Origin of the sequence: Oceanobacillus saliphilus, assembly GCF_023522835.1 — a bacterium.
GTDB classification, from domain to species: domain Bacteria; phylum Bacillota; class Bacilli; order Bacillales; family Amphibacillaceae; genus Oceanobacillus; species Oceanobacillus saliphilus.
Genome location: NZ_JALCZU010000001.1, coordinates 602,263 through 614,370, shown reverse-complemented (window position 1 = coordinate 614,370; position 12,108 = coordinate 602,263). Strand labels below are relative to the sequence as shown.

Below are 12,108 nucleotides of genomic sequence, written 5' to 3'. Positions count from 1 at the left end.
GTTGTTCTCCTTCAAAAATTGAAAAATCAGAACATTTGGCTTAGAAGCTAGAATAAGAAAGGAAATTAGTCCTGTTTCATGTTTTCACTATGGATATTCTAGTTCCAAGTAAGTGGTTTTTAAGGTTGTATTAGTTGAAGCACGAACCCCTCTGTATCGCATCAAATGTGTTACCTATTGCTAACTTTCATGCAGCAACAGAATTCGATCAACATGATAGCCTTACTTCGTGACTGAATATTACAAAAATATTAAATGTATGAATTTCTCTTAAATTCAATGTAAGCTTTCAGTAAATATCTAAATCTTTATAAAAAAATATGCTTAAATGAGAACGTGGGGATAAATTTTATAATGAAGATAAAGGGAGTGTTATGATGTCGGCAACGAAAGTATTCGGACACCGTGGCTGGATGGGGAGTTTTCCCGAAAACACGCTTCTCGGATTCAAAGAGGCGATTAATGCTGGTGTGGATGGGCTGGAATTGGATGTACATATGACAAAAGATGGTGAAATTGTTGTCATTCACGATGATGCTCTGGACAGGACAACAGATGGAACTGGTCTCATTCGAGATCTTACACTAGCGGAAATTAAAAAATATAGTGCTGGCATTAATTATTCCACCTTTCCAAACTATGATGGAAATCAATGGATAGCTGAACGGGTGCCAACATTACAGGAAGTGCTTGAATTTCTTGCTCCCTATGATACCGAACTGAATATCGAACTCAAGACATTTATGTATCCATATAAAGGAATGGAAGCGAAAGTGCTTTCTGTGGTAGAACAATATGGAAATGGGAGGAAAGTAATCTACTCCTCTTTTCATTTACCGAGCATTTTAAAGATAAAAGCATTAAATTCGTCGGCGAAAATTGCCTGGATTTTGAATCAGTGTATTCCTCAACCGAAGGACTATTTAGAAACGCTTCAGCTGGAGGCATTGCATCTATATAAGGGCGTTTTGTTGATTCACGCACATCAGTATAAAGATATAGTTGAACAGCTACGTGTCTGGACAGCAAATGAGAATGATGAGATCAAGCAACTTTTGGATTTGAATGTAAATACAATTATTACAGATCACCCTGAAAAAGCACTGTTTTTCAGAAGTGAGCGGAATTCCTTTGTATAAAAATAATCTCTGTGCTGCGTGGATAGCTGAAAGAAGAGCCTCAACTTTTAATTACCTGCATGTCCTTAAACGATACATGATAGAGGAAACAAACGTAGAACAGAACCGTTCATGACATAATTATGGGTGGCTGATTTACAGAAGCTCCTATTTTCTAAAAAAGAATGAACGACAGAAATTAGGGTGAAAATTTTTAAGGGTGTCGCGTTTTTTATGTCGACACCTTTTGTTTCGGTATATATTTTTTCCACCAATATTACTGGGGCTGTTCATTAGCTACTATAAAAGCATCTACTCCGATGTTTTTCAATGATCTAACATGACTATCTGCGCGTTTACGGTTTTCGAATGCTCCAGCCTGAACACGATACCAGTAATGTCCTGAAATAGTCGCACTTACGACGAAAGCATCTATTCCTTTTGACTGTATAAATAACACATGTTCATCAGCATTTTTATTTGAACTGAAGGAGCCCGCAATAACCTGATACATATTGCCGGAAACGGAAGAACTTTCTCTATGTTTTAAGTTAAAAGCTCTAGCCAATCCATTTACATGACCTTGTGCAACGTTTTGTTTCCATGTATTCTGTTTCATCAGAGCCGCGTCACCAGAGTAATCGATAAATCCATTTTCAGAGAGAAATGCTGGCATGTTGGATTCACGAAGCACATGGAAATTTGCTTTCTTTTGCCCGCGATTTCGTAATTGATTTACTTTCGTGATTTCGTCATGAAGTATATCCTGGTATCTTGCAGTTTGTGAATTGTCAGAGAGGCTGTTGTGAATAAAGTCTTCATACCCATTTGCAGCACCATTGAATGCATTGCAATGAATCGACAAGAAATAGTCTGCTCCCCAAACGTTAGCACCATCTGTCCGCTGCTTTAGACTTTTTGTGCTGTCACCTGTTCGGCTCATCCTTACATCTACATCTTCGTAGTTTGCCGTTATGATGTCGTGAATTCGTAAGGCAATGTCCAAAACAACATTTTTTTCCTTTAAACCATTTCCCGAGGCACCTGGGTCATTACCACCATGACCAGGATCCAAATAAAGTTTCATGTAGTTCTCCTCCTGATAAATAATATATGGTTTAAGGGGGATTGGTTTGTACAATGAGCCTATTTGTGGGCTATATCGACTTTTCCACCCCCTCACAGATAGTATCGAAATGAATTTGCATTCGGGGGTAAAGAATTTCGTTTGTAAGCTGGTTAGAGAGATTTTGTGTATCTATTTCTATTCAGAGCGAATAAAACAACTCGCTTCGATAAAACTAAAGATAGTAAGGTATGAGGAGGCGAACAGATGAGCAATAAGGATAAGAAGCAGAACAACCAGTTTAAAGAGAATGGAAACTCCGGCGAGCAGCGAAACGGGAGAAAAAGCCCATATAAGAATTATAATTCCGAGAACGGTGAAGCACCGAATGCGTATATTACGGATAAAAAATAGAAGAGAGCGGATCACTTAGAAATCCGCTCTCTTCTTGAGTTAAATTAATTTTTACCAACCGGGTACAACAGAACCATTAAAGTTTTCTTCAATAAATTGTTTTACTTCATCGGATTGGTAAAGGTCAATAAATTGCTGAACGATTTCATCATCTTTATTTTCAGTCCGTACAGCAATCAGATTAACGAATGTGGAATCCTGTTCAATGAAAATGGTGTCTTCTCCAGGAACAAGTCCAGCTTCAAGAGCAAAGTTTGAATTGATTGCAGCTGCATCAACTTCGCCAAGTTGTCTTGGGATTTGTGCAGGGTCAAGTTCGATAAACTCATAGTTGTTTGGATTTTCAGCGATGTCATTTACAGTTGCATTCACGCCTAAGCCTTCTTCAAGCGTGATCAAACCAGCCTGTTCAAAAAGCAAAAGTGCTCGTCCACTATTTGTTGGGTCACTAGGAAGTGCAAGGCGTGAAGCTTCTTCCAATTCCGCTATATCTCCAATTTCTTCTGAATAGATGCCCATTGGGAATGTAACCGTATCTGCCACTTTAATCAAATCGAGTCCACGTTCTTCATTCATATGATCAAAGAATGGTTCAGTCTGAAAACTGTTGATATCAATTTCACCTTCTGATAAGGAAACGTTCGGCATAACGTAGTCACTGAATACTACAGATTCGATGGTTAACCCTTCTTCAGCAGCTAGCTCTGCCACTTTTTCTAATATTTCTTCATGTGGTCCAGCAGTTACACCCACTGTCAGTTTATCGTCAGTCAAAAGATCGGCTGATTCATCAGTTCCTCCACATGCTGCCAGTAATCCGATTAATAATAAACTAATTCCTAGAAAAATGCTTTTTCTCATCTTAATCCCTCTTTCTGTAATAATTCTTTTTGTCGGTGTGTTACCTTTTCTACGTTAATAAATGCTTCCAGAACACTATCTTCTGTTATTTCTATATCCATAAAATGGATCGATTCCTCGGGCAGTAAGGATTTTGCGATAATTCTATCTAAGAGCTCCTTGTTATCGGGATCAATAGAAAAACTTTTCAAGTTAACTGGAAATCCCCATTCCTCATAATAGCCAAGCAGTTTTTTCAATTCATTTTCTTTCTTTTCCAAAGCGAGTTGCAGAAGAGTGCCATAGGACACAATTTCACCATGCAGGAAATGATAGGTTTCTTCTGCTTCGGTTAACCCGTTGTGAAAGGAATGAGCGCCAGCAACTCTGCCAGCTTTATTTCCAAATCCACCAACCATGCCCCCGGTAAGAATAATCGTTTCTATTACGCGGATAAGTTCGTCGGATACAGTGCCACTCTCAACAGATTGAATTGCTGCTTTGCCATCCTTCAAAAGGATATCGCGACAGACCTTAGCAGTAAATTGAGAAACCTGCAACCAAACAGGGAGTTCCTCATTTTTATAAAAAGCATCTACAAGTGCATCTGCTTCGTAATATTTAGCCAACGTATCCCCAATGCCCGCTTTTATATATTTCAGTGGTGCTTTGGCAATGATTTCTGGTTCCACGAGCACGAGTGTGTTGGCAACAGGAAATTCTGTATAATGTGAATGCTTCCCATCCTCATGGTAGAAAACACTCAATGGCGTCCATGCTGCACAGGTGGCTGCTATCGTCGGAATCAGTACCGATTTAACTCCTGATTGGGCAGCGGAGGCCTTGGCAATATCGAGGACGGTCCCTCCTCCGATACCGATAACGGCATCCACATGATCTGCAGTGAACGTTTCTGCTAATTCAGCTGTTTTTTTAATCGTACAGTGACCTTCAATAAATGTGAGAAGACTTTCATCCAGCAAATTGACTTCATCAGGAAGATAGGGTTTGGCTGCCTGCCATGCTTTCTTGCCCGAAACGATATGCACTTTCTTTATACACAGTTCTGAAAGAAGACGATCCAGTTCTTTAAGAACGCCTTCCCCGATCCGGTAATGGCCAGGGGCTCCTTTGACTGCTGCGATTGACATGATGACCACTCCTTTACCTTTAAGGGAACTAAAAAGCCTAATACGTTGTATATATAATGATAGGTAAGTTTATTTTTATGAGTAATGGAAATATTTCGGCAGCAATTAATTCTTATACATAAACGGCCACGTCCAGCGGAAAGCGGACCCCCCTCGAGGTCTTAAGTAGAAACTACCTATGAGCAAAGAACACAACTGGTAGTTTCTGCTTAAGCTTGTCTGGGGTGATCAATCCGCCCTTGCTTCTGTTCTTTACCTACCAAAAAATGCCTCTCTTAGGAAGAGAGGCATTTGCGTATTAAGATTGCAGTCCCCTCTTATTTTCCAAAATACATTTGTATTTTGCAGGATTTAGCACCTTTTCGGGAAAATTATTTCCCTGAAAGGTTGCCGGGTTTCAACGGGCCAGTCCCTCCACCACTCTCAATAAGAGTTAAGCTTATAAAGTTGTTTATACATCGTAATATTAATCTATTAAAAAGTCAATCATTATTTAAATAAATACTTAATTTAAGAAGTGTGAAATCGACAAATAAGTCTTGGTAGAAGTAGGAGTGCTGTAGATATACTGCTCACGTTGATGTTGGATTAACCGCTCGTGGCTTAGTGGTCTTGCTTCATCTAATACTCTAGGATCTTTTCGTTAATAGGATGGAAAACTGACGAATGGACAAGATGCTTGTCTATATGATTTTAACCATTTTGATTTTAAACCACGAGTGGGATACAATTAACGTGTAGATAATATATAATTTTTATAAAGTAAAACGCTTTACTCAGGATCGAAGTTCTTTTATATAAATGCAGGTTGCGGTTTAGAAGCTGACGTCTAAGGTGGAACCTCTTAAACATGCATGTTCTTTGCACTTGAAGTGGGGCTAAATGACGGTTAATACGAATAAATGAGGTTTTCCACAATGTACAATATAAAAGCAGTATCCAAAATATTAGATATGCCTACTGTTACGATTCGTTCATGGGAAACACGCTATCATGCAATCACTCCGGAACGAACAGCATCCGGGCACCGTGTCTACACGGAAGACAACATAAATGATCTAAAGTGGTTAAAAAAGCAAGTGCATGAAAATGGAATGAAAGTAAGTCAGGCAGTGAAGCAGCTCCACGCCATTAAAGAAAAACAGGGCAATATACCTACCTTGCAAGGGAAGCATGCTGAAGGAAATTATCAGACACAGATAGAGGAATTGTATGATACAGTTCGCCATATGGATTCTGTACGTTGCCATTCTTTGCTCGATCTGTGCTTTTCCCAATTCCACTATCGTACGGTATTTTATGAAATCATTGGGCCATTGATGTTTAAGGTTGGAAATGCACAGGAAAAAGGAGAATTACACATCGCACAGGAGCATATGATAAGCAATATTGTCCTACAGCGGTTTACGAACTTCTTTCGTGTGTTTGAAACGTCATCAACCCTGCCAAAAGTGATGGCTTTATGTCCTCAAGGAGAAAACCGCCAGATCGGGTTACTTCTATTTACATTATTTTTAAAAGAAAACGGTTATCCAGTTATTTATGTAGGTGCAGATACACCTTTGAAAGGACTCGACAAGCTTGTAAAAGAAAAAGATGTGGGTATGATAGCTATCTCAACTTTCCGTAACAAACATGCATCAGCCATACAGCGCTACATTGATTCGCTTTCGAGAACTATTCCAACGTTGAAGTTTATTGTTGATGGTATCGATGAAAATGAAAGGAAGGAAGAACGCTATCGCTGGAATATAAAGGCCTCTTACGACAGCTGGCCACAAGTATTGGCTGAAATTCATCCAGAATAAGAATCTGCAAATGATAACTTTGCAGATTCTTATTTTTTTCCTATCTCCACAAAGTGTAACGAAGCCTGTCTGACAATAATCGGGTTGATGTCATTGATTCTTATTTCACGTTTGAGTGACGATAGCGACAAAGTTTAGAAGATTACTTATAGGAAATTGGATGGATGAAAATACCAGTCAAGCTTCCCTGGAATAACGATATTTTTCGAAAAACGGCGTCCAGTCCGGATATTACGTGGTTTTTTAGTCTATTCCTGACTTTTTTTGTCTAATTTTAAGTCTAATTTCCTAGTAACTTTACAAAACCTTAACATTCGACACATACTTTCTTAACATTTCGCTACTATACTATCAATTGAGAGCAAAATAGCTCACAAACAAAATAGTTCATAATTAGGGGAGGACAATTTCAAAATGAATTTCAAAAAGTATTTAATGTTCCTGCTAGTTGCAGCATTAGCAGTAGTGCTAGTAGCTTGTGGAGGATCTGACGGGGAAGACACTGAAGATACAGGATCTGAAGATACAGCTTCCGAAGATACAACAGAAGCAGCAGATGATGCTGAAGAAACAGAAACTGGATCAGCTGAATTAGATGGTAGTGTAGTAATTGACGGTTCTGGTACAGTTTATCCATTAATGGCTAGACTTGCTGAAGAATACATGATTAATGAACAACCTGGAGTATCTGTTGAAGTTAGTCGCGCTGGAACAAGTGCTGGTTTTGAAAAATTCCTAGTAGAGAATGGAACAGATTTTAATGATGCTTCCCGTGAAATTAAAGAAGAAGAACAAGCTAAAGCAGACGAACTTGGAATTGAAGTAATGGAGCTTAAAGTTGCTTTGGATGGTTTAACGATCGTTACAAGTCCTGAAAACGATTGGGCAACAGAATTGACTGACGAACAAGTTGTAGATATCTTCCTTGGAGAATATACAAACTGGTCAGATATCAATTCAGATTGGCCTGAAGAAGAAATTAACACGTATGGTCCAAACGAAAACCATGGTACGTATGAGTTCTTCTATGAAAACATTTTAGAAAAACAAGATCTATCTGATAAAACAGATTTACAACAAGAATATTCAACACTTGTAACACTTGTGTCTGAAGATGTTAACGGAATCGGATTCTTTGGATTTGGTTACTACAACAGCAACCAAGACCAACTTAATGCAGTAAGTATTGATTTTGGAAATGGACCTGTTGCACCATCTCTTGACACTATTGCTGAAGACGGCGACTATGCAGGATTCACGCGCCCAGTATTCACATATTTGAACTTGAACAACGCTCAAGAAAAAGAACAAGTACTTGACTTTGCAATCTATGTAGCTGAAAGTGTTAATACTTTCGCTGGCGAAACTGGATTTGCACCACTACCTGAAGAAGAAGTTCAAGGATATGCTGAAGAATTAGAAGCTCTTAAATAAGACACATTTTAATAATTGAAACTAAAAACCAATAAGATGAGAGCATTACGTATTGCTCTCATCTTATTGTGACTTTTAAAGCGCTGGAAGGGGTGCTCTGATAAAATGGCAGCAAGCAGCGATTTGAACAAAAAAAACGCTGTTAATGTCAGAGAAATGATTGCTGATAAGAAAAGGAAGAGGAATTTTTCCAATATAACGGAAAAGATGATTCCTGCAATTCTCATCATTATTGCATCTATTTCTCTACTGACAACAGTAGGAATTATCTATACGTTATTAGCTGAATCAATCGAATTTTATAAGAGGGTTCCAATTTGGGAATTCTTTACAGGGACTGTGCTAAGACCATTGAGTCAGAACCCTGAGTTTGGCATTTTGCCATTAGTAGCTGGAACAGTAATATCATCCGTGATTGCGATGATTGTAGCAGGACCTATTGGACTAATGTCTGCAATCTATTTAAGTGAATATGCCTCAGATAAAGTTAGAAGAACGATTAAACCACTATTGGAAATACTTGCTGGAATACCAACAATTGTATATGGATTCTTTGCATTTACGTTTGTGACACCGATTATTAGAGAAATTTTCCCGGCTGTAGGAGCAACAAATATACTAAGCCCTGGTATTGTAATGGGCGTTATGATTATTCCAATGATTGCATCTCTTTCTGAAGATGCGATGAATGCCGTTCCGAATTCCATGCGTGAAGGCGCACTGGCATTGGGAGCAACAAAACTGGAAACAACTTTCAGGGTCGTAATTCCTGCTGCATTATCTGGAATTATATCCTCCTTTGTGCTTGGGATTTCCCGTGCGATCGGTGAGACGATGATTGTTACGATTGCAAGTGGAAGCTCCAAAAACTTTACTTTCGACATTACCCAATCTATGCAGACGATGACTGCATATATTGTTGAAGTCGCCGGTGGGGATGCACCCGCAGGATCGACTATATATTATAGCTTATATGCAGTAGCACTGACGCTATTTGTATTTACATTAATTATGAATTTGCTTGCAAGATACATCTCTCGTAAGTTCAGGGAGGAATATTAAAATGAAATATCTTGACGAAATTCAACTGCAAAAACGCATGTCTTCCCGTATAATAAAAAATAATATTTTAAAACAACTGTTTTTGGCAGCGACTTTATTTGGTCTGATTGTACTGGCTATTCTTTTTATTCGTATTTTTACAGAGGGTGCAGCCTGGATTAATTGGGATTTTTTAACTGGCAGACTATCAACCGCACCTGAACGCGCTGGAATAATGGGAGCAATCCTTGGTACTTCTTGGCTTATGCTCATCGTAATTCCTGTAACGTTAATTGTGGGTGTTGGAACTGCAATCTATTTGGAGCTATATGCAAAAAAAGGCAGATTTCAATCTTTTATAGCAACTAATATTTCAAATCTAGCGGGAGTACCTTCGATTGTATATGGTCTCTTAGGACTGACTATTTTCGTAAGAGCGATGAGTTTGGGAAATGTAGTGCTTGCGGGCGGATTAACGCTCTCTCTACTCGTGTTGCCCATCGTTATCGTTTCTGCCCAAGAAGCAATTCGTGCAGTACCTCAGCATTTAAGTGAAGCATCGTATGGAATGGGTGCTACTAAATGGCAAACAGTAAAAAATATCATCCTGCCAGCTTCATTACCTGGTATTCTGACAGGGTCCATCCTGGCACTTTCAAGGGCGATTGGTGAAACAGCACCACTTACTGTACTTGGAATTCCGGCATTGCTGATTCCATTTCCTGAAGGATTGTTTGATACGTTTACAGCTCTACCAATGCAAATCTATTACTGGACACTTGACTCCTCCCTTGTTGAAGAATATGCATATTTGGCTGCGGCCACAATCATTGTCCTATTGGTATTGTTGTTCCTATTAAACTCAATTGCTATCTATATTCGAAATAAATATCAGCAACGGTATTAGTTTTTTACACTGATCAACATAAAGGAGTGAATAGATAATGAGTCCTTTAACAAAGTCTAAAAAAGTTAAGGTGGACGTTAACGTTAAATCAAATATAAGTGCACCGAAGACGAATGAAATTGTCTATGACACAGAAGATTTAAATCTTTGGTATGATAAAACACATGCATTAAAAGATATTAACCTATCTATTTATGAAAAAGAGGTAACCGCAATTATCGGACCTTCCGGCTGTGGTAAATCAACCTATATTAAAACATTAAACCGGATGGTGGAATTGGTTCCAACGGTTCGTACAACAGGAAAAATCACTTATAAAGGTAAAAACATTCTGGATAAGTCTTTTAAAGTGGAAGATTTAAGAACACACGTAGGAATGGTATTTCAAAAACCAAATCCATTTCCTAAGTCAATCTATGAAAATGTAGCATATGGGCCGAAGATTCACGGTATCCGGAATAAAAAAGTGTTGGATGAAATTGTGGAAAAAAGCCTTCGTGGAGCATCCATTTGGGACGAGGTTAAAGACCGGTTGAATGAAAATGCTTATGGATTGTCAGGTGGTCAGCAGCAGCGTCTTTGTATCGCCCGTTGTCTAGCAATTGAACCAAATGTAATCTTAATGGATGAACCGACATCTGCACTTGACCCTAAATCGACATTAAGGATTGAAGAACTTGTAGGTGAATTGAAAAAAGAGTATTCCATTATTATTGTGACACACAACATGCAGCAGGCTGCACGTATTTCAGATAAAACAGCTTTCTTCCTAAATGGAGAAGTTGTAGAATATGATGATACAAATAATATCTTTACAAATCCTGCAGACAGAAGAACCGAAGATTATATATCTGGAAGATTTGGATAGAATGAAGTACAAGGCTCCTTGTCAGAAATGACAGGGGGCTTTTTTGGATAATACGAAATTATAAATCATGGCAGTAATTAATGGTGCACTTAAGATAGCTCCGTCTATTCGAGGTCTTAGACCCAAGTCTAAGCGCTCGCCAACAAAATAGACGTTACTAGGATAGTTCTCAAAAACTAAGGTCTTAGTAAAGCTTTTTATACGAATAATCAGCTATAGACCAAACTTGAGGATAATTCCTGAATTGTGAAAATACGTTTCTTATCTTCCGTTTTAAATCCTGTTTACCAATATTAGATTCGTTTTGTGTTATTTTTGCTATAATGAATAAATCATATATACATAGGAGTGTCACATTTTGCTCAGATTAGATAAAGTTATCCTACATATTGTTATATTATATGTTATTTTTTTGATTGGCGATTGGATCCAGCAAACACTTAATCTGTTTATTCCAGGCAGTGTCGTTGGCATGATCATCCTTTTGATTCTGCTTTTATCAAATATAATTAAATTATCTTGGATAGAGGAAGGGACAAAACTGTTTGTTAATCATTTAACATTATTTTTCATTCCTGCAACGGTTGGAGTGATCAATTATCTTGAAATTTTTACTGGAAAAGGTTTGTTGGTGATCGGAATTATCCTTGTTAGTACAGCGTTAGTTATAGGGATTTCTGCCAAAGTTAGTCAATGGATTATTAGAAAGAAGGAATTACAGCATGAGTAATCTTTTAATCGGTATAACTGCGATAGTAGGAACGCTGGCAGTATATCTATTTACTTGGAAATTACATAAGAAAATTGTTTCCCCACTTACGCTGCCGATTTTCCTCGGTTCCATTATAATTATCATGATTTTGGCTGTTTTCGACATACCATATGATACCTATATGGTGGGTGGAGAGTGGATTAATCAGCTGCTTGGCCCGGCTGTTGTGGCATTGGCATACCCGCTTTACATGCAACGAAACCTACTGAAGCAATTGATTGTACCAATCCTTTGCGGAACAATTACCGGATCCACCATTGGAGTAGCTTCTGGTATTCTACTTGCAGGGTGGAGTGGGGTCGATGACTATATCATCTACTCCCTTGTCCCTAAATCTGTTACAACACCTGTTTCAATGATTATCGCAGATTCCCTGGGAGGGGTCATGTCGCTAGCTGCAGTCTTTGTAGTTATAGCCGGAATAGGTGGTGTTATCATGAGCCCGCTCGTATTCAAATTATTTAAGGTTGACCATGTTATTGGACGAGGTGTTGGAATGGGAAGTGGGTCACATGCAATGGGAACTGCACATTCTATGGAGCATAGCCAGTTGGAGGGGTCCATAAGTTCAGTTGCAATGGTTTTGAGTGCCATTGTCGTATCATTTATTGCACCTATTTTGGTTTCACTTCTTATGTAAACTATCAAATTCGAAACACATTCATTGTGATTTACCATCGATTTTGAAA

The 12,108-nt window shown here is 38.4% G+C and carries 12 protein-coding genes and 1 riboswitch; of the genes, 9 read left to right on the top strand and 3 right to left on the bottom strand.

Annotated elements, in window-relative coordinates; all coding sequences use genetic code 11:
- The first annotated feature begins 377 nt into the window (after positions 1-377).
- A complete protein-coding gene (locus tag MN204_RS02635; RefSeq protein ID WP_249869512.1) occupies positions 378-1,139 on the top strand; it encodes a glycerophosphodiester phosphodiesterase in 762 nt (253 codons plus the stop codon).
- 256 nt (positions 1,140-1,395) lie between these two features.
- Here MN204_RS02635 and MN204_RS02630 read toward each other — a convergent pair whose 3' ends face one another.
- Positions 1,396-2,205: an N-acetylmuramoyl-L-alanine amidase gene (locus MN204_RS02630; protein ID WP_249869511.1), complete on the bottom strand. Its 810-nt coding sequence runs from the start codon at positions 2,203-2,205 to the stop codon at positions 1,396-1,398.
- A gap of 246 nt (positions 2,206-2,451) precedes the next feature.
- Between MN204_RS02630 and MN204_RS02625 the strand changes: the two genes are divergently transcribed.
- Positions 2,452-2,598, top strand: a complete 147-nt coding sequence (locus MN204_RS02625) for a hypothetical protein (RefSeq protein ID WP_249869510.1) — start codon at positions 2,452-2,454, stop codon at positions 2,596-2,598.
- Positions 2,599-2,649: 51 nt separating this feature from the next.
- Here MN204_RS02625 and MN204_RS02620 read toward each other — a convergent pair whose 3' ends face one another.
- Both MN204_RS02620 and MN204_RS02615 read right to left on the bottom strand, forming a co-directional pair.
- Entirely contained in the window at positions 2,650-3,459 is an 810-nt protein-coding gene (locus MN204_RS02620) for a MetQ/NlpA family ABC transporter substrate-binding protein (protein ID WP_249869509.1), read from the bottom strand.
- Complete coding sequence (locus MN204_RS02615; protein WP_249869508.1) at positions 3,456-4,589, bottom strand: iron-containing alcohol dehydrogenase family protein; 1,134 nt, start codon at positions 4,587-4,589, stop codon at positions 3,456-3,458. The genes MN204_RS02620 and MN204_RS02615 overlap by 4 nt, the downstream gene beginning before the upstream one ends.
- A gap of 314 nt (positions 4,590-4,903) precedes the next feature.
- A riboswitch (SAM riboswitch) is annotated at positions 4,904-5,022 on the bottom strand.
- Between the two features lie 484 nt (positions 5,023-5,506).
- On the opposite strand from MN204_RS02615, the gene MN204_RS02610 reads away from it, so the two are divergent.
- The 7 genes from MN204_RS02610 (at position 5,507) to MN204_RS02580 (ending at position 12,059) form a co-directional block, all read left to right on the top strand.
- Complete coding sequence (locus MN204_RS02610) at positions 5,507-6,397, top strand: MerR family transcriptional regulator (RefSeq protein WP_249869507.1); 891 nt, start codon at positions 5,507-5,509, stop codon at positions 6,395-6,397.
- Positions 6,398-6,811: 414 nt separating this feature from the next.
- A complete protein-coding gene (locus tag MN204_RS02605; RefSeq protein WP_249869506.1) occupies positions 6,812-7,831 on the top strand; it encodes a PstS family phosphate ABC transporter substrate-binding protein in 1,020 nt (339 codons plus the stop codon).
- A gap of 105 nt (positions 7,832-7,936) precedes the next feature.
- Positions 7,937-8,893 carry a phosphate ABC transporter permease subunit PstC gene (pstC, locus tag MN204_RS02600; protein ID WP_249869505.1) on the top strand — a complete coding sequence of 319 codons (957 nt, stop codon included), beginning with the start codon at positions 7,937-7,939 and terminating at the stop codon, positions 8,891-8,893.
- Between the two features lies 1 nt (position 8,894).
- Entirely contained in the window at positions 8,895-9,779 is an 885-nt protein-coding gene (gene pstA / locus MN204_RS02595) for a phosphate ABC transporter permease PstA (RefSeq protein WP_249869504.1), read from the top strand.
- A 37-nt stretch (positions 9,780-9,816) separates the two neighbouring features.
- Complete coding sequence (pstB, locus tag MN204_RS02590; RefSeq protein WP_249869503.1) at positions 9,817-10,647, top strand: phosphate ABC transporter ATP-binding protein PstB; 831 nt, start codon at positions 9,817-9,819, stop codon at positions 10,645-10,647.
- A 358-nt stretch (positions 10,648-11,005) separates the two neighbouring features.
- Positions 11,006-11,377 carry a CidA/LrgA family protein gene (locus tag MN204_RS02585; RefSeq protein WP_249869502.1) on the top strand — a complete coding sequence of 124 codons (372 nt, stop codon included), beginning with the start codon at positions 11,006-11,008 and terminating at the stop codon, positions 11,375-11,377.
- Positions 11,370-12,059, top strand: coding sequence for an LrgB family protein (locus tag MN204_RS02580; protein WP_249869501.1), 690 nt, complete (start codon positions 11,370-11,372; stop codon positions 12,057-12,059). Before MN204_RS02585 ends, MN204_RS02580 begins: the two co-directional genes overlap by 8 nt.
- Positions 12,060-12,108: the final 49 nt, after the last annotated feature.

What these genes read in the sequence shown, in the direction of transcription:
- MN204_RS02630 (WP_249869511.1), bottom strand. Translation starts at nt 2,205, where the DNA reads ATGAAACTTTATTTGGATCCTGGTCATGGTGGTAATGACCCAGGTGCC.
- pstA (WP_249869504.1), top strand. Translation starts at nt 8,895, where the DNA reads ATGAAATATCTTGACGAAATTCAACTGCAAAAACGCATGTCTTCCCGT.
- MN204_RS02580 (WP_249869501.1), top strand. Translation starts at nt 11,370, where the DNA reads ATGAGTAATCTTTTAATCGGTATAACTGCGATAGTAGGAACGCTGGCA.
- MN204_RS02625 (WP_249869510.1), top strand. Translation starts at nt 2,452, where the DNA reads ATGAGCAATAAGGATAAGAAGCAGAACAACCAGTTTAAAGAGAATGGA.
- pstC (WP_249869505.1), top strand. Translation starts at nt 7,937, where the DNA reads ATGGCAGCAAGCAGCGATTTGAACAAAAAAAACGCTGTTAATGTCAGA.
- MN204_RS02615 (WP_249869508.1), bottom strand. Translation starts at nt 4,589, where the DNA reads ATGTCAATCGCAGCAGTCAAAGGAGCCCCTGGCCATTACCGGATCGGG.
- MN204_RS02605 (WP_249869506.1), top strand. Translation starts at nt 6,812, where the DNA reads ATGAATTTCAAAAAGTATTTAATGTTCCTGCTAGTTGCAGCATTAGCA.
- pstB (WP_249869503.1), top strand. Translation starts at nt 9,817, where the DNA reads ATGAGTCCTTTAACAAAGTCTAAAAAAGTTAAGGTGGACGTTAACGTT.
- MN204_RS02610 (WP_249869507.1), top strand. Translation starts at nt 5,507, where the DNA reads ATGTACAATATAAAAGCAGTATCCAAAATATTAGATATGCCTACTGTT.
- MN204_RS02620 (WP_249869509.1), bottom strand. Translation starts at nt 3,459, where the DNA reads ATGAGAAAAAGCATTTTTCTAGGAATTAGTTTATTATTAATCGGATTA.
- MN204_RS02635 (WP_249869512.1), top strand. Translation starts at nt 378, where the DNA reads ATGTCGGCAACGAAAGTATTCGGACACCGTGGCTGGATGGGGAGTTTT.